We start from the raw sequence: 14,953 nt of genomic DNA, 5'->3' as shown, positions 1-14,953 counted from the left end.
GGGGCCGCCCAGAGGCGGCCCCGGTGGGAGGCGCTGCGTAGGGGATACCCCGGAAGGTCCGTACGGTGTCCGTGACCAGTCCGGTCCCCGCGGTGTACGTCGTAGCCTGAGCCGTGACCAGCGTCTTCATCGACGTCTCCTGACCACCGACCGAGAGGGCGGGGACCACCGTGGAGTGGGTGCTCGGCGCCGCCGGAATCACCGCCGGGCTACTGATCGCGACGGTGACGGCGCCGGTCGGGGTGTCGGGCGCCGTGTTCCTGCTGCCGGTGCAGCTCAGCGTGTTCGGCGTTCCCAACCCCGCAGTCACCCCGACGAACCTCCTCTACAACGTGGTCGCGGGGCCCGGAGCCCTGCTCCGCTACCACCGCGACGGCGCCCTGGGAGGACCGCTCGTGCGGCGCATGGTGCTGGGCACCCTGCCCGGCGTGGTCGCCGGCGCGGTGATCCGCGTGTTCGCCGTACCGGGGCCGGCCGCCTTCCGCCTGCTGCTGGCCGCCCTGATGCTGCCGCTCGGCCTCTGGCTCTGCGCGCGCACCCTGCGCCCCGTACCGGCGGACGACAGGCCGCCGCCCTCGCCGCGCACCGTGACGGGCCTCGCCCTGGCCGTGGGGGTGGTCGGCGGGATCTACGGCATCGGCGGCGGCTCCGTCCTCGGCCCGCTCCTCGTCGGCAGGGGCATGCCGGTCGCCCGGGTCGCGCCCGCGGCCCTCGCCTCGACGTTCGCGACCTCCCTGGTCGGCGCCGCCACGTACGCGCTGCTGTCGCTGACCGGGCGGGCCGACATCGCGCCCCACTGGTACCTGGGGCTGGCCTGCGGCCTGGGCGGACTCGTCGGCGGCTACCTCGGCGCCCGCCTCCAGCCCCGTCTCCCGGAGAAGGGGCTGCGCCTCCTGCTCGGCGCGCTGGCCGTCGCGCTCGGGTCGGTGTACGCGGTCGACGCACTCGTCTGACCCCGGCCTCGCCGCCGTCGCCGCCGTCGCCGCCGTCGCCGCCGTCGCCGCCGTCGCCGCCGTCGCGGCCGTCGCCGCCGTCGCGGCCGTCGCCGCCGTCGCGGCCGTCGCCGCCGTCGCGGCCGTCGCGGCCGCCGCGGCCGTCGCCGCCGTCGCCGCCGTCGCGGCCGTTGCGGCATCCCCGGTCCCGCGGCCCTCGCCGAGGCCGACGCGAAGGTGACGGACCCGGCCACCGCCATCCGCACCGCGCCGACCGCCGTTAGGGTCGGCGGCATGGCTGTCGCCCGTTCCATCGCCCTGTTCGCCGTCGCCGCGCTCTTCGAGATCGGCGGCGCCTGGCTGGTCTGGCAGGGCATCCGCGAGCACAAGGGCTGGATCTGGATCGGCGCCGGCGTCATCGCGCTCGGCCTGTACGGGGTGGTGGCCACCTTCCAGTCCGACGAGGACTTCGGCCGCATCCTCGCCGCCTACGGTGGGATCTTCGTCGCCGGTTCCATCGCCTGGGGCATGGTCGCCGACGGCTACCGCCCCGACCGCTACGACATCGCCGGCGCTCTGGTCTGCCTCGCCGGCATGGCCGTGATCATGTACGCGCCCCGCACCCACTGACGACGCGATCACCCACCGGGGCCCGGCTCCCGCTCGCACCGCAGCGCCTGGTAGCGGAACTTCATGGCGTTGCCTCCCCCTCGACCGGGCCGGAACCGACCGGGCCGGAACCGACCGGGCCGGAAGCCCGCGGACCGGAAGCCCGCGGACCGGTCGCGGGCCCGGCCGGGCGGCTGCCCAGGACGAGCTCGCCGACGGTGCCTTCCAGCAGCGGGTCCCGGCCGGTGGCGGCGGCGAACGCGCTGGTGTCGCCGCCACCGAGCCCGCACACGGCCAGGCCCATCGCGGTGGCCACCAGGTAGACGGTCTGGTAGAGCACGCCGACGTGCTTGAGGATCAGCGGGTAGGCGATCGTCTCGTACTTCCACATGACGCGGCCGAAGCGGGCGGCCACCAGCAGCACGACCTGCGGGTCGTCCTTCATCAGCGAATCGTCGCGGGCCTCCTTGACCAGGATCGCGGTGGCCGGTCCCGGCGCGCTGACGAACTCCAGCTCGTGCCGGTCGGGCGCGTACCGGTACAGCCCCGGCTCCAGCCCCTCGCAGCGCGAGACCAGCGGGTAGACCTCCAGCTCGTGCACGGCTCCGCCGCTGGGCAGCGGGCGGTCCGCGAGCTCCTGGCCGTCGCCTCCGGTGAACGTGCGGCGGATGCGGACGGTCCGGTAGAGCAGCTCGGCGAGCTGGTCCAGGGTCAGCGGGTTCTCGTGGTCGTGCGCGCGGGTGGAGGTGCGCCGCTCGATGGCCTCGGTGAGGGTCAGGTCCCGGGCGGTGATCGCTTCGAGGTCGGGTACGGGCAGTGCCACGCGCGGCCCGTCGGCGGCGGGGGCCGCGACCGGCTCGGGGCCGAAGCGGTCCGCGTGCCGGTAGGTGCCGCCGTAGCCGGGCGCGGAGGACGGGACGCGGGTGAGTGCGTGGAAGGCGAGGCCGACCGGGTCCCACTGGAGGCTGCCGCGCTCCTCGGCCTGCGGGTCGGCGTCGGGGCCGCCGGGGGCCAGTGCGCCGGCGGTGGCGAGCAGCCGCACCAGGGGGGCGGGGACCTCCTCGGTCCAGGTGGTCAGCAGCGGGAGCAGCGCGGTGGCGCCGGCGCCCAGCTCCACGGCCAGCGGACTGCCGGGGGCGCGCAGCGCGAGGGTGCCCTCGGCGGGTGTCAGCAGGGCGTGCCGGCTCAGCCGTACGGGACCGCGCGGGGCGGGTCTGAGGGTGGTGGAGCCGCTGCCGACCGGCACCAGGCGGGCGACGGGAGCGCCGTCCGGGCCGGCCACCGCGTGTTCGAGGAGGCCCGCGGCTTCGAGCCTGAAGCGCAGCATCTGCCAGCGGAGCAGGCCCGTTTCGCCGTCGTGGGCCGCGACGAGCGCGCTGATCGCGGCCTCGTCCCGGTCGCCCTCGCCGTACGCGCGCAGCGCGGCCCGGGCGCCGGGGGTGATGGCGCCCAGGCGCACGGCGCCGAAGCGGGTGACGATCCCGCCGTCCTGGAAGGTGCCGCCCCGGGCCAGCCGGCTGGTCAGGGTGTACGTGCCGGACGCCGCCGAAGCCGGCGACGCCTCGCCCGGGAGTTTGCTCGTACTGGTCATGGCTCCAGCCCTGATGAGGCGCGGCCCGGGTCGTGCCCCGGCCCGCGGGTGTAACGGACGGCCGGCCCCGGAAGACGGACGACCGGCCTCGGAAGAAGACCTTCGAGGTGTGGGGGCCGCCCAGTTCTCGTGACCGGGGTCGGCCGCATCGGCCGTTGATCCAAGCCCCCAGTCTCAGGTCATGGCCGGTCATGGCCGGTCAGAGCCGGAACAGGACTCCGCGCCAGGTCCAGCCGGCGTCGAGGACCGCCTGGCGCAGGGGGTCCTTCATCTCCCGGGTCTCGAAGCGCAGGGTCTCGACCCTGCGCTCGCGCCCGTCGGGCCCCGTCTCCTTGCCCCACACCCGGTACACCGCGTTCGCCGGCCCGCGGGAGCGCTGCCCGAGGACGTGCTCGCTCAGGGAGACCTCCCACTGCTCGTCGACGGCCCGCACCTCGTGCTTCGCCGCGTCCAGGCGCATTCGGGTCCAGAGCCGCACGCGCAGCTGCGGGAGCCGGCACTCGGCCACCAGGTCGCCCTCCTTCGGGGTCCCGTTGCGCACGGCGAAGGGGACGCCCGGCCCGTTGAGCGCCAGGAGCGCCGACCGGACCTCCAGCGGGGTGCGCGGTGCGACACCCTCGTCGGGACGCCGGGTGCCGAAGTACTGGTCCAGGAGGCCCATCGCTATGCCCCCGCCCCGGTGTCCGGGCGAACCGTGCGCACGAACTCCTGGAAGTCCCCGAGGACCTCGTCGTGCTGGGCCGCCGTGGCGGTCAGGGCCAGTCGGATCACCGCCCGCCTACGAGGGTCCCGGACATCCGGGAAGGTCAGGAACACCTGTGACTGGACGAGGTCGTGCCGCGTGCCGCCGGCGACGGCCGAGAAGATCAGCCGCTGGGTCAGGGCCGGCGCGTCCGCGGACCCGACCTCGCGGCGCCCGGCCACCACGACCGGCCCGGCGGCCTCGCGCAGGCGCTGCGCCGACTCGTCGGCGAGTTCGGCCAGGGTCGCCGAATCCCGCGGGACCTCGCCGGAGACGGTGATGTTGGCGGTGAACCCGCGGTCCGGGTGCAGATGCACCGCGGCGAAGGCCACCCCGGGGACGTCGACGCCGTCCGGGGGCGCGGCCGGGAGCCAGCCTTCCGGCAGGCGGAACTCGATCGGTACCGGCAGTGTCATGGGCATCGTGGGTCCTCCTTGCGCAGGGAAGTACATCAGAAGACCCAGTCGGCGGCTTTGCCGAGCGCGTCGACGCCGTCCCCGACCGCGTCGCCCACCGCGTCGGCCGCGTCACCGACGCTCTGGGCGACCTTGTCCGGGTCGACCGTGAACTCGAGACCTACGGATCCGCCCAGGGCGGGAGAGAGTCCCACCTTGCCGCCGACCTTGTACACGCCGTCCTCGTTCTTCTCGAAGCCCCATTTGGCCTCCGCACCGGGACCGGCCCACCCTTCGGCGGTGGCGCCGAAACCGATGCCGGCGACCTCGCCGCCTCCGGCGACGGAGGCCTTCGCCCCGGCGAACGCCTTCGCGTTGACGACGACGCCGTCCTTGCCCGCCTTGAGGCCGGCGCTCGCCTCCGCTCCGGCGAAGCCCTCGGCCCGCCCGTAGGCGCCGGCGTAGGGACCGTACTCGGCCCGCCCCTCGGCGAGCCCGCGGAGTCCCGCGGACGCCTCGGCCCTGGCGGCCAGGCCCGCGTCGGTGAAACCGAAGTTCGCGCTGGCCCGGGCGCCTCCGTAGGCGTCGGCGACCCCGGAGAGCTTCCAGTCCCCGTTGGACGTCGTCCCCTGGGCGTTGAGGTGGAAGAGGTCGGCGGCGGCCTTGACCGACCCCTCCTTGCCGTACTTGGGGCCGGTGACCTTGAACTCGGCGCCGGGCCCCTTCGCCGAGGCCGAGCCCTCGGACGTCCATCCGTCGGTCTTCGTCCCGGCCCCGTCCGCCCTGGACGCCCCGGCCTTCGCCAGGTCCCCCTCGGGGTGGGCGTTGAACCCGTTGAGGGTGGCGTCGTTCCCCTTGCCGAAGGCGTCCCTGTTGCCGTCCACAACGGCGGCGCTCAAGGCGGTCCTGACGCTCTGGTCGGCCTCGGACACGGCCTTCACGCGGTCGTCGATGTGCTGCTGCCAGGTGGCGACGGCCTCGCGAATGACGGTCTGGCCGTCGGGATCGTGGTGGTACGCGCTGCGCTCGGCGGGGGTGAGCTTGGAGTAGTCGAAGCCGATGCGCCCCTGCTCGGACACCGTCATGCCGGCGGCCATCGCGTCGTCGCGGGCGCTCTCGAGCTTCTGCTTGAGATCGGTGAACAGGGCGTGGGCGTCCCGCAGCAGGCTCGCGATCGCCTTGGCCTGGCTCTGGGCCGCGGCGTACTCGTACCGGGTGGCCGCGAATTTCGTCTGGGCGGCCCCGGCGCTCACGCCGGCCCAGCCCGGGCCCGTGGTGATCTTCTGGACGGTGTCGCCGTAGCGGGCCTCGACCTTGTTCAACTCGCCCGCCATCGCCTCCCACTTGGAGGCGGCCGATATCAGCAGGCCCAGGTCCGTGGTCATGACTTCGTGGTAGGTCAACACCGCAGCCCCTACAGGGTGTTCAGTTTGGACTGGGACAGAAGCTGGTTGCCCACGCCGGTGTCATTGCTCACGAAGAGGCCCGAGGCGCCGCGCAGCGCGTTCTTCTCGGCTGCCAGACGGCCCATCAGGGTTCTCACCTGCTGGTCCCAGGTCTCCGCGACCGTCTTCAGACCGGCGGCGGTCTCCCAGCCGGCGAAGCCCTTGTGCGCGGAGCCGGTGGAGTCGTCCGCGTGCTCCGCGGCCTTCTTCGTGTCGGGCTCCAGCTCGGTCTCGATGGTGCCGGCCGCCGCCTTCTTCTGCTCCGGCGTAGAAGCGAAGTCCGGTTTCCCGAGGCCCGGTCCTGACGGTTCCGGCGGGATGCCGTTCACCTGCGTACGCACCTGCTGGTCCGCGCCGCCCGCAGGTGCGCGCCCCCGTTCCTGAGCGGAATCCGCGGCCATGGTGTCCCCCCCGTGTCGGCAGAGTGCGATCTTAGGACGAATGCCGTCCGGCTCCGCAACCCCCCTCGCGCCGACCGGCCTTGGAGGCGCGGAGGTCGGTGTCGCCCCGCGGGCGTCAGGCGGACGGGGCGGGAGCGATCTCCGCGATCAAGCCCTCGACGAGCTGCCTGATCTCGTCGCGGATCGGGCGGACCGCCTCGACACCCTGGCCGGCGGGGTCTTCGAGCTTCCAGTCGAGGTAGCGCTTCCCGGGGAAGACGGGGCAGGTGTCGCCGCAGCCCATGGTGATGCACACGTCGGACGCCTTCACGGCGTCGATGGTGAGGACCTTGGGCGTCTCGGCGGACATGTCGATTCCGACCTCGCGCATGGCCTCGACCGCGGCCCGGTTCACCGTGTCGGCCGGGGCGGACCCGGCGGAGCGGACCTCGACGCGGTCCCCGGCCAGGTGGCTGAGCCAGGCGGCGGCCATCTGGGAACGGCCGGCGTTGTGGACGCAGACGAACAGGACGGACGGCTTGTCGGTCACGGCGGGTCTCTTCTCGCGGCAGGGGCGGGCTGGCGTCGGTCGAGGCTCTGGTATCAGCCTCCGCTGATGTGAAACTATCAGCGCATGATGACGTCAGTCGATACTGATCTGATCCGCGTGCTCGCGGACCCGCTCAGGCTCCGGATCGTGCACCTGCTCGCCCGCGAGACGCTGTGCACCACCCACCTCGTGGCCGAGACGGGGGCGCGGCAGACCAACCTCTCCAATCACCTCAAGGTGCTGCGGGAGGCCGGGATCGTGGACACCGAGCCGTGCGGCCGGTTCACGTACTACCGCCTGCGCCCCGAGGTCATCGCCTCGCTCGCCGGTCAGCTCGGGGAGCTCGCGGAGACCGCCCGGGAGACCTCCGAGACGGGCCGCAGGCGTTCCTGCTGACCGTCTCGCCACCGCCCCGCCCCCCTGCCCCGTCCCTCTCCTCCCTGCCCAGGAGTTCTTCCCGTGACCACGACCGAGCCCGCGGCTTCACCGATACCCCTCCCCACCCGTTCGCCCCTGGTGGCCCGTGCGGCGGCCGAGTTCGTGGGCACGGCCGCGCTGGTGGCCGTCGTGGTCGGCTCCGGGATACAGGCCGTCGGGCTCACCCGGGACGTGGCCCTGCAACTGCTGGCGAACTCCACCGCCACCGTCTTCGGCCTCGGCGTGCTGATCGCCCTCCTGGGCCCCGTCTCGGGAGCCCACTTCAACCCGGTGGTGACGGCGGCCGAGTGGTGGACCACCCGCAAGGACGGCTCCGGCTCCGGACTCGCCCCGCGTGACGTCGCGGCCTACGTGTTCGCGCAGATCGCCGGGGCGATCGGGGGCTCGGTCCTCGCCGACGCGATGTTCGGCGAGCCGCTCGTGCAGTGGTCCACGCACGACCGCTCCGCCGGGAACCTGCTGCTGGGCGAGGTGGTCGCGACCGCCGGGCTGATCCTGCTGATCTTCGGCCTGGCCCGTACCGGCCGGCTCCGCTTCGCACCCGTAGCGGTCGCCTCGTACATCGGCGCCGCCTACTGGTTCACCTCGTCGACCTCGTTCGCCAACCCGGCGGTGACGATCGGCCGCGCCTTCACCGACACCTTCGCCGGCATCGCACCGGCTTCGGTGCCGGGCTTCGTCGCCATGCAGGTGCTCGGCGCCGTCGCGGGCCTGGCGCTGGTGGCGGTCATCTTCATGCGCGCCGAGGCGCCCTCGCAGGCCTGAGTCAGCCGACCGCCGGGCTGCGCCGCTCCAGGAGCACCACGTCCCGCCAGGCGCCGCGATGGTGGCCGATGCGCTCCCGGGTGCCGATGATCCGGAACCCGGCTCGCTCGTGCAGAGCGAGGCTTGCCCTGTTCTCCGGGAAGATCCCCGACTGGATCGTCCAGATGCCGGCCGCCTCGGTGGAGGAAATCAGTGCGTCCAGGAGGCCGCGGCCCACGCCCCGGCCCCGGGCGGCGGGGTGGACGTAGACCGAATGCTCGACGACGCCCGCGTACGCGCACCGGTCGGACACGCGCGTCGCGGCCACCCAGCCCATGACCTTGCCGTCCTCGTCGAGGGCGGCGAACCGGTGGTCGGGAAGCCTGGCCGCGTCGAACGCCACCCAGGTGGGTGCTTCGGTCTCGAAGGTGGCGTTGCCCTCGTCGATCCCGGCCTGGTAGATGGCCAGGGCCTCCTGTGCGTGCGACCGCGTCAGCGGCTCGATGCGCGGGCTCATGCCGAAGCGGCCCGGGTCAGGAGGGCGCCCATGGTGGCGAGTACGGCGGGCTCCACCCGGTAGTACACCCAGGTACCGCGCCGCTCGGAGGAGAGGAGGCCGGCGTCCTTCAGCTTCTTCAGGTGGTGGGAGACCGTCGGCTGGGAGACGCCCACGTCGGAGATGTCGCACACGCAGGCCTCCCCGCCCTCGTGCGAGGCCACGAGGGAGAAGAGGCGCAGGCGGACCGGGTCGCCCAGGGCCTTGAACATGACGGCGGTCCGCTCGGCCTCCCCGGCCGTGAGCGGGCGCTCCGACAGCGGCGGGCAGCACGGCGCGGCAGCGTCCGGACCCGGCAGGGGCAGCACCTTCGTGGTCGACATGGCTTCATCATCCCCGGGGATTCGATGGATGTCTATGTTGACGAACGTCGATACAGGCTGCCAGTCTGGAGGCGTCGTGACATCGACAAACGTCGAATCAATGGGGAGCTCGCCGTGACCACATCCACAGAAGCCGAAGCCGAAGCCGAAGCCCAAGCCGAAGCCCTGCCCGTCGTCGTCATCGGCGCCGGCCCGATCGGCCTCGCGGCGGCCGCCCGGCTCATTGACAGGGGCATCGAGCCCCTCGTCCTGGAAGCCGGACCGGCCGCCGCGTCGGCGGTGCGGGAGTGGTCCCACGTACGGCTCTTCTCGACCTGGTCGGAGGTCGTGGACCCGGCCGCCGAGAAGCTCCTCGCCCCGACCGGCTGGGCCCGCCCGGAGGGCGCCGCGTGCCCCACCGGGGGCGACTGGGCCGCTCAGTACCTCCAGCCGCTCGCCGACGCCCTCGGCGACCGGGTCCGCTACGGAGCCCGGGTCACCGGCGTCTCGCGGGCGGGCCGCGACCGGGTCGTCGACGCCGACCGCGAGGCCCAGCCCTTCACCGTCCACATCCTGTGCACGGACGGGGGAGAGGAGCGGATCCTCGCCCGCGCCGTGATCGACGCCTCCGGCACCTGGGCCACGCCGAACCCCCTCGGCAGCGACGGCCTCCCCGCCCTGGGCGAGCGCGCCGCCGCCGACCGGATCTCCTACCGGGTGCCCGACCTCGCCGACCCGGCCGTACGGGCCCGGTACGCGGGCAGGCGCACCGCCGTCGTCGGCACCGGCGCCTCGGCCTTCACGGCCCTGGCCCTGCTCGCCGACCTCGCCGAGGACGCGCCCGGCACTCACACCGCCTGGATCCTGCGGCGCGGGATCGGCGGCGACACCTTCGGCGGCGGCAGCGCCGACCAGCTCCCCGCCCGCGGCGCCCTGGGCCTGCGCGCCAAGGCCGCCGTCGAGGCCGGCCGCGCCACCGCCGCCACCGGATTCCGTACGACCGCCGTCGAGCGCGAGGGCGACCGCCTGGTCCTCGTCGCGGAGGACGGCCGCCGCCTCGACCCGGTCGACGAGGTCATCGTCCTCACCGGCTTCCGCCCGGACCTCTCTTTCGTGTCGGAGCTGCGCCTCGCGCTCGACGAGCGCCTCCAGGCCCCGGTCGCCCTCGCCCCGCTCATCGACCCGAACGTCCACTCCTGCGGCACCGTCTACCCGCACGGCGTGAACGAGCTCTCCCACCCCGAACGGGACGTCCACCTCGTCGGCATGAAGTCCTACGGCCGCGCCCCGACCTTCCTGGCCCTCACCGGCTACGAACAGGTCCGTTCCATCGCCGCGGCCCTCGCGGGCGACCGCGAAGCCGCCGAACGCGTCGAACTCGTCCTCCCGGAAACCGGGGTGTGCGGCGGCGCCGGCACCCTCGACCAAGCCGAGGTGGCACAGGTGGCTGAGGGCGGCTGCTGCGCCACCCCCACACCCGCCGCGCTCCAGATCGTCACCGGAACTCCCGCATCGGCGAACGGCGGTTGCTGACCACTGCCCTTGCCGCACCGGCCATGGCAGATGGCGGATGCCGCGTGCGCGCCCTGCCGTCACCGCCACCACGGCCCGCTACCCGCTACCCGCTACCCGCTACCCGCTACCCGCTACCCGCTACCCGCTACCCGCTACCCGCACGAGCGGCTGGCCGTCGCCTGCTACTGCGCCAACCTCGCCTGATCACAGAAAACGGCGGATGGGCTGTACGGCCAGTTCCCGGGCCCGTTGAAGAGCAGGGCGCCTCCTCCAGCGCCCCTCCCGAATCAGCTCGCTCGCCGCGATGTCGTCATCGAAGTGTCCGTCGAGCGTCTCGGTGAACCGCTCGTCCAGTACGGCGAGCATGACCTCTTCGTCGTGATCGAGGGAGCGGCGATTGAAGTTGGTCGATCCGACCAGCGCGGCGACACGGTCGACGGTGATGACCTTGGCGTGCATCATCGTCGGCTGGTACTGGTAGATCTTCACCCCGCAGGCGACGAGCTCCTCGTAGTGGTGCTGGCCGGCGAGCTGGCAGACCCGCTTGTCGGTGTGCGGACCCGGGAGCAGGATCTCCACCTCGACGCCCCGCCGGGCCGTCGCGCACAGCAGCTCGATGAAGTAGGCGTCGGGTGAGAAGTAGGCGGTTGCCAGACGGAAGCGTTCCTCGGCTGACTCCAGCATGACGCGGATCAGCGTCTGCATGTCCTGCCAGCCGAAACTGGCCGAGCCGCGTACCACCTGCACGATGGCGTCGCCCTGCGGCCGGTGGTCGACGAATCGATCACGATCGTCGAAGAGCTGGTCGTGGCACTCGGCCCAGTTCTGCGCGAACGCCGCGGCGATACCGTCGACGGCGGGTCCGCGGACCTCGACATGGGTGTCGCGCCATTCGTGTTCGTTGCGCGCGTTGCCGCACCATTCCTCGGCGATCCCGACACCGCCGGTGAAGGCGGTCTCCTCGTCGACGACGAGGACCTTGCGATGGCACCGGTGATTCTGCTTGAACGGGGAGAGGTAGAGGGGCTTGCGGAACCAGGCCACTTCCACCCCGGCCTTCTCCATCGCGTCGAGCAGCCCTCTCTCGATCAGACGGCTCCCGAAGCCGTCGAGCAGCAGCCGGACCCGCACTCCGGCACGCGCCCTCTCGGCCAGGGCTTGGGCGAACTCCCGGGCGATCTCACCCTTCCAGTACACGAAGGTCATCATGTCCACGGTGTGGCGGGCGTTGCGGATGCCCGCCAGCATCGCGGCGAATATCTCGTCCCCGTTGCGCAGGGGAACCACGGCGTTGCCTTCCGTGGCCGCGATCCCTATCAGCCGCTCCAGGCGCCGCCGAAGCCTGGCCACCCGGGCATCGGTGGTCGGCCCCCTCAGCGGTTCGGGAAGCTCCGGTCCCGACTCGGCAGGATCGTACGTAAGGGTCATGGAGTCTCCCGGGCTCGATAAACAGGACGGCGTGGCAGACACCGTCTGCCCAGTCCTGCGACGTCCGAACGGCAGGTTCCCCTGGGCCACCGGCCACCGGCCACCGGCCACCGGCCACCGGCCACCGGCCACCGGCCACCGGCCACCCGCGCCGCGGGCGCACAGCCGTCAGGTGCCGTCCGAACCGCCGGAGCGGGCCGGGATCGGCTTCTGCGCCGCCGTGGTCTGTTCTCCGGGGGCTGCGGACGTGGTGCCGTCGCCGGTGTCCGTGAGGTGGTCGAGGGTTCCCGTGAGCTGGAGAATGCGGTCCAGGCCGGTGGTCCTGTCGACCAGGTGCAGGCGTACCCCGGCCGTGTTGGTGTGGCGCCGGATCATCAGGAGGGTGGCCAGGCCGGTGGAGTCGACGGCGGTGATGTTCCCGCAGTGCAGGTAGAGGTCCCGCAGGTCCCCGCGGTCGGCCAGCAGCCGGGTCACGCCGTCGAGGAGGTCGTCGGCGCAGGCGTAGTCGAAGTCTCCGTGGAGCTCGATGCGTACGGTGTCGTCCGCGTCGAGGTACGTCAGCCGGAGCGGGCTCGGGGGTACGAAGTTCATACGGAGGTCCTGGCGGCGGGGAAGGGGGGACTGGTCAGGCAGGTACGGCCGGCGCGGAGGATCGCGGCGGCGCGGGGGAAGTCCTTCAGCTCCCGGCCCAGTAGGTCCAGCACGGGGGGCAGGGACCGGGCGGGGACGCCGCGGGCGGTCAGGATGCCGGCGGTCCACCGGAGGAAGCGGGTGAAGACCTCCTCGTCGTCGATGTAGAGGGCGGTGGCGAGGAACTCCACGATGTGGGACAGGTCTTCGGCCGTGCGCTCGCGCTGGGTGTCGCCGTAGCCGCGCATGGCCGGAAAGGCGTCCTCCAGTCCTTCGAAGACCGCGCGTACGAGCTGCGGCCGGGTGCGGGCGACCACGGTGTACTCCTGGTCGGCCAAGTGGGGCAGGTCCTCGATGACCTGGTGGTCCGGCCAGGGGCGGGGCAGGGGACTGCGGGCGAGGTCGTGTGCCGCCGTGCGGGCGTCGGGAGCCCAGGAATCGGCCTTGAGCAGGCGGGCGTATCTCCCGTTGGGGCCGAAGGCGGCGCCGCCGACCAGGACGGGGGTGCCGGCGGCCTGGCAGGCGGTGATCGTGGCATGCGCGGCGGGCAGCCGGGTGGGAATGGAGCTGGAGAGCGCCACGAGGTCCGGGCCGGTGGAGTGGATGTGTGCGATGAGGTGGGGAGTGGGGACCTGGGCGCCGAGGTGGTCCACGCGCCAGCCCCGCAGCTTGAGCACCTCGGCCAGGAGCCGGGCGGGCAGGGCGTGCCACTCGCCGTCGACGCACGCCACCGTGATCCGGCCGCGCGTGGGTGTCGTGCGCGCCGCCGGGTGCTGGGCGAGCGCGGCGACGGCACGCTCGTTGATGGCGGTCGCGGCGTGTTCCTGGGCGACGGTGATGCGGTTGGCCGCCCATTCCCCACCCACCCGTCCCTGAACGGGAGCGATCACATCGACCAGGACGGCCTCCGGGTCCAGGCCCTCGTCCAGCGCCCCGCGCACCGCTGAGGTGGCGGCCGCTTCGTCGCCGCGCAGAGCGGCGTCCCACAGGTGCTCGGTCAGGAGCCCGAGTGCGGGCGTCCGCAGCGTGTCGATGGTCATGCGGTGAACCTGCCCCGTGTGTGGCCGTCCACCGCGCTGAGGTGGTTGGAGCGGGGAGCGGAGATCGCCACGATGGCCATGTCGTCGTGCCGGCCGGTCCCCACCCACTGGGAGGCGAGCATCTGCACCCGATCCACGACCGCCTCGCCGGGCATGCCCGCGCATTCGGACAGGGCACGCAACAGCCGCTCCTCCCCGAACTGCGTATCGCCCATCGGGCCGCCGCGCGCCTCGCTGATCCCGTCCGTGTAGAGGACGCAGGTCTCGCCGGGCTCGAGCGTCACGTGGACGGTCTTGGCGGTGACCCGGGGAAGCGCACCGACCAGGGTGCCCTTGGTCGGTGCTTCCTCGACCCGGCCGTCGGAGCGCAGGATCAGTGGTGCGGGGTGGCCGGCGCTGGTCAGCCGCAGCCGCACGGTGTTGCCGTGCCGTGTCGCGGAGGCGAGGACCAGGGTGGCGAAGCGGGTGCTGCGGGAATTGAGGAGCGAGGTGTTCAGCAGGCTCAGGAGCCGCTGGTGGTCTTGCGCTATCGGCAACAGGGCGTGGAGGGTGTTGCGGATCTTCCCGGTCATCACGGCGGCCTCCAGGCCCTTGCCGCACACGTCTCCGAGGACGACGAGCGATGCGTCACCGTCCTCGGACGCGGGGTGGACATCGTAGAAGTCGCCGCCGACCCGCTCGTGCTCCTTGGAAGGCCGGTAGCCGCCCGCGTACTCCACGCCGGACACCTGGTGCAGCGAGGGCGGGAGCAGTTCGCGCATCAGGACGTCGGTGATGGAGGTCTGCTCGGCGTAGAGGCGGGCGGCCGACATCGCGGCGCCGGCGCGCGCGGCGAACAGCCGGGCGAACACTTCCTCCTCCGCGGTGAACCGGGGGGATCCGGCGGCGCGGAGCAGGACCAGGGCCCCCGCGGGGACACCGTGTCCGGGCAGGGGGGTGATGACGATGGACCCCACTGGACCGAACCCGTCGGGGATCAGCCAGACCGGTGCGGTGGCGGGGTCGATCCAGCGGGAGGGAACGGGAGGGAACCCCTGCAGCGCCTCCCCGAGTCCGGGTACCTCGTCGGGATCGGCGGCGATGCGGGACCGCGAGGGAGACTCTCCGCGCAGGCACGCCACCACCGGCAGCTCGCGGCCCCGGGAAGGCGCGATCACCAGGGCCGCGTCCGCGAGGTGTTCCGCGGCCATGCGCGCGGTGACGTCCATGCACCGCTCCAGGTTCAGTGACGACAGCAGCAGGTTCGAGGCCTCGGTCAGGAACGCCGTACGTTCGCGCTCCACCCGCAGTGCTTCGCGAGCCATCCGGTGGTCGGTGTCGTCGACCAGCCACCACACCACCGTGTCGTCCTCGTGGACCGTCGGATGGGCCTCGTACGTACGGTCTTCGACCTTGCCCCGCACGGTGGGGATGCCGGCGCCGGCCGGGCGCGCCTGGGCCGAGGAGAGCCACGCGGGTACCACGTCCGCCATGGCCGAGCCGGGGCGTGCGCGGGGGAAGATCAGTCCGGCTGCCTCGTTGACGAACCGCAGGACCGACCGGTCGTCCGTCACGAGCACCGGATAGGGCGCCTCACCCCACGGGCCGCCGGCCACGGAAGGGGGGTCTGAAATCGCCTCGGTGGTATTCACCAAAAACTGAAGGCCCGCTGCGCGA

General features: G+C 73.0%; 17 protein-coding genes. 5 read left to right on the top strand and 12 right to left on the bottom strand.

Going from position 1 to position 14,953, the window contains the following annotated elements; translation table 11 throughout:
- Nucleotides 1-170 precede the first annotated feature (170 nt).
- Both ACIQV3_RS28300 and ACIQV3_RS28295 read left to right on the top strand, forming a co-directional pair.
- Nucleotides 171-953, top strand: coding sequence for a TSUP family transporter (locus ACIQV3_RS28300; RefSeq protein WP_403716653.1), 783 nt, complete (start codon nt 171-173; stop codon nt 951-953).
- Nucleotides 954-1,226: 273 nt separating this feature from the next.
- Nucleotides 1,227-1,562, top strand: a complete 336-nt coding sequence (locus ACIQV3_RS28295; protein WP_403716651.1) for a YnfA family protein — start codon at nt 1,227-1,229, stop codon at nt 1,560-1,562.
- 61 nt (nt 1,563-1,623) lie between these two features.
- Here ACIQV3_RS28295 and ACIQV3_RS28290 read toward each other — a convergent pair whose 3' ends face one another.
- The 6 genes from ACIQV3_RS28290 to ACIQV3_RS28265 form a co-directional block, all read right to left on the bottom strand.
- A complete protein-coding gene (locus tag ACIQV3_RS28290; RefSeq protein WP_403716648.1) occupies nt 1,624-3,132 on the bottom strand; it encodes a SagB family peptide dehydrogenase in 1,509 nt (502 codons plus the stop codon).
- 199 nt (nt 3,133-3,331) lie between these two features.
- Entirely contained in the window at nt 3,332-3,793 is a 462-nt protein-coding gene (locus ACIQV3_RS28285; protein ID WP_403716645.1) for a hypothetical protein, read from the bottom strand.
- A gap of 2 nt (nt 3,794-3,795) precedes the next feature.
- Nucleotides 3,796-4,296: a hypothetical protein gene (locus ACIQV3_RS28280; RefSeq protein WP_403716643.1), complete on the bottom strand. Its 501-nt coding sequence runs from the start codon at nt 4,294-4,296 to the stop codon at nt 3,796-3,798.
- Nucleotides 4,297-4,325: 29 nt separating this feature from the next.
- Nucleotides 4,326-5,654 carry a hypothetical protein gene (locus tag ACIQV3_RS28275; RefSeq protein ID WP_403716641.1) on the bottom strand — a complete coding sequence of 443 codons (1,329 nt, stop codon included), beginning with the start codon at nt 5,652-5,654 and terminating at the stop codon, nt 4,326-4,328.
- A gap of 29 nt (nt 5,655-5,683) precedes the next feature.
- Nucleotides 5,684-6,115, bottom strand: coding sequence for a hypothetical protein (locus ACIQV3_RS28270; RefSeq protein WP_403716639.1), 432 nt, complete (start codon nt 6,113-6,115; stop codon nt 5,684-5,686).
- A 115-nt stretch (nt 6,116-6,230) separates the two neighbouring features.
- Entirely contained in the window at nt 6,231-6,644 is a 414-nt protein-coding gene (locus ACIQV3_RS28265) for an arsenate reductase ArsC (protein WP_403716637.1), read from the bottom strand.
- A gap of 84 nt (nt 6,645-6,728) precedes the next feature.
- Here ACIQV3_RS28265 and ACIQV3_RS28260 point away from each other — a divergent pair, with 84 nt between their 5' ends.
- The gene (locus ACIQV3_RS28260; protein WP_403716636.1) at nt 6,729-7,040 is read left to right on the top strand and encodes an ArsR/SmtB family transcription factor; all 312 of its coding nucleotides are present in this window, start codon (nt 6,729-6,731) and stop codon (nt 7,038-7,040) included.
- 63 nt (nt 7,041-7,103) lie between these two features.
- Nucleotides 7,104-7,847: an aquaporin gene (locus tag ACIQV3_RS28255; RefSeq protein WP_403716634.1), complete on the top strand. Its 744-nt coding sequence runs from the start codon at nt 7,104-7,106 to the stop codon at nt 7,845-7,847.
- A 1-nt stretch (nt 7,848) separates the two neighbouring features.
- On the opposite strand, the gene ACIQV3_RS28250 is transcribed toward ACIQV3_RS28255, so the two are convergent.
- Together ACIQV3_RS28250 and ACIQV3_RS28245 are read right to left on the bottom strand one after the other, a co-directional pair.
- Nucleotides 7,849-8,343 (bottom strand): GNAT family N-acetyltransferase, encoded by a 495-nt coding sequence (locus ACIQV3_RS28250; RefSeq protein WP_403716632.1) that lies wholly within the window; start codon nt 8,341-8,343, stop codon nt 7,849-7,851.
- On the bottom strand, nt 8,340-8,705 hold the full coding sequence (locus ACIQV3_RS28245; RefSeq protein ID WP_403716630.1) for an ArsR/SmtB family transcription factor: 366 nt from the start codon (nt 8,703-8,705) through the stop codon (nt 8,340-8,342). The genes ACIQV3_RS28250 and ACIQV3_RS28245 overlap by 4 nt, the downstream gene beginning before the upstream one ends.
- A 114-nt stretch (nt 8,706-8,819) precedes the next feature.
- Between ACIQV3_RS28245 and ACIQV3_RS28240 the strand changes: the two genes are divergently transcribed.
- Nucleotides 8,820-10,217: an NAD(P)-binding domain-containing protein gene (locus ACIQV3_RS28240; RefSeq protein ID WP_403716628.1), complete on the top strand. Its 1,398-nt coding sequence runs from the start codon at nt 8,820-8,822 to the stop codon at nt 10,215-10,217.
- 186 nt (nt 10,218-10,403) lie between these two features.
- Here ACIQV3_RS28240 and ACIQV3_RS28235 read toward each other — a convergent pair whose 3' ends face one another.
- From ACIQV3_RS28235 to ACIQV3_RS28220, 4 genes are all read right to left on the bottom strand, one after another.
- Nucleotides 10,404-11,627 (bottom strand): phosphatidylserine/phosphatidylglycerophosphate/cardiolipin synthase family protein, encoded by a 1,224-nt coding sequence (locus ACIQV3_RS28235; protein WP_403716626.1) that lies wholly within the window; start codon nt 11,625-11,627, stop codon nt 10,404-10,406.
- 168 nt (nt 11,628-11,795) lie between these two features.
- Entirely contained in the window at nt 11,796-12,218 is a 423-nt protein-coding gene (locus tag ACIQV3_RS28230; protein WP_403716625.1) for an STAS domain-containing protein, read from the bottom strand.
- Complete coding sequence (locus tag ACIQV3_RS28225) at nt 12,215-13,297, bottom strand: B12-binding domain-containing protein (protein ID WP_403716623.1); 1,083 nt, start codon at nt 13,295-13,297, stop codon at nt 12,215-12,217. Before ACIQV3_RS28225 ends, ACIQV3_RS28230 begins: the two co-directional genes overlap by 4 nt.
- Nucleotides 13,294-14,856 (bottom strand): PP2C family protein-serine/threonine phosphatase, encoded by a 1,563-nt coding sequence (locus ACIQV3_RS28220; protein WP_403716910.1) that lies wholly within the window; start codon nt 14,854-14,856, stop codon nt 13,294-13,296. Before ACIQV3_RS28220 ends, ACIQV3_RS28225 begins: the two co-directional genes overlap by 4 nt.
- Nucleotides 14,857-14,953 lie beyond the last annotated feature (97 nt).

This window comes from Streptomyces sp. NPDC099050 (assembly GCF_044759865.1).
Lineage (GTDB): Bacteria > Actinomycetota > Actinomycetes > Streptomycetales > Streptomycetaceae > Streptomyces.
Note: the sequence above shows the minus strand (reverse complement) of the source record. Positions and strands in the feature narration are given on the sequence as shown.

Coding starts and splice junctions, on each gene's coding strand:
- ACIQV3_RS28295 (WP_403716651.1), top strand. CDS start 1,227: ATGGCTGTCGCCCGTTCCATCGCCCTGTTCGCCGTCGCCGCGCTCTTC.
- ACIQV3_RS28290 (WP_403716648.1), bottom strand. CDS start 3,132: ATGACCAGTACGAGCAAACTCCCGGGCGAGGCGTCGCCGGCTTCGGCG.
- ACIQV3_RS28285 (WP_403716645.1), bottom strand. CDS start 3,793: ATGGGCCTCCTGGACCAGTACTTCGGCACCCGGCGTCCCGACGAGGGT.
- ACIQV3_RS28280 (WP_403716643.1), bottom strand. CDS start 4,296: ATGCCCATGACACTGCCGGTACCGATCGAGTTCCGCCTGCCGGAAGGC.
- ACIQV3_RS28275 (WP_403716641.1), bottom strand. CDS start 5,654: ATGACCACGGACCTGGGCCTGCTGATATCGGCCGCCTCCAAGTGGGAG.
- ACIQV3_RS28270 (WP_403716639.1), bottom strand. CDS start 6,115: ATGGCCGCGGATTCCGCTCAGGAACGGGGGCGCGCACCTGCGGGCGGC.
- ACIQV3_RS28260 (WP_403716636.1), top strand. CDS start 6,729: ATGATGACGTCAGTCGATACTGATCTGATCCGCGTGCTCGCGGACCCG.
- ACIQV3_RS28250 (WP_403716632.1), bottom strand. CDS start 8,343: ATGAGCCCGCGCATCGAGCCGCTGACGCGGTCGCACGCACAGGAGGCC.
- ACIQV3_RS28245 (WP_403716630.1), bottom strand. CDS start 8,705: ATGTCGACCACGAAGGTGCTGCCCCTGCCGGGTCCGGACGCTGCCGCG.
- ACIQV3_RS28235 (WP_403716626.1), bottom strand. CDS start 11,627: ATGACCCTTACGTACGATCCTGCCGAGTCGGGACCGGAGCTTCCCGAA.
- ACIQV3_RS28230 (WP_403716625.1), bottom strand. CDS start 12,218: ATGAACTTCGTACCCCCGAGCCCGCTCCGGCTGACGTACCTCGACGCG.
- ACIQV3_RS28225 (WP_403716623.1), bottom strand. CDS start 13,297: ATGACCATCGACACGCTGCGGACGCCCGCACTCGGGCTCCTGACCGAG.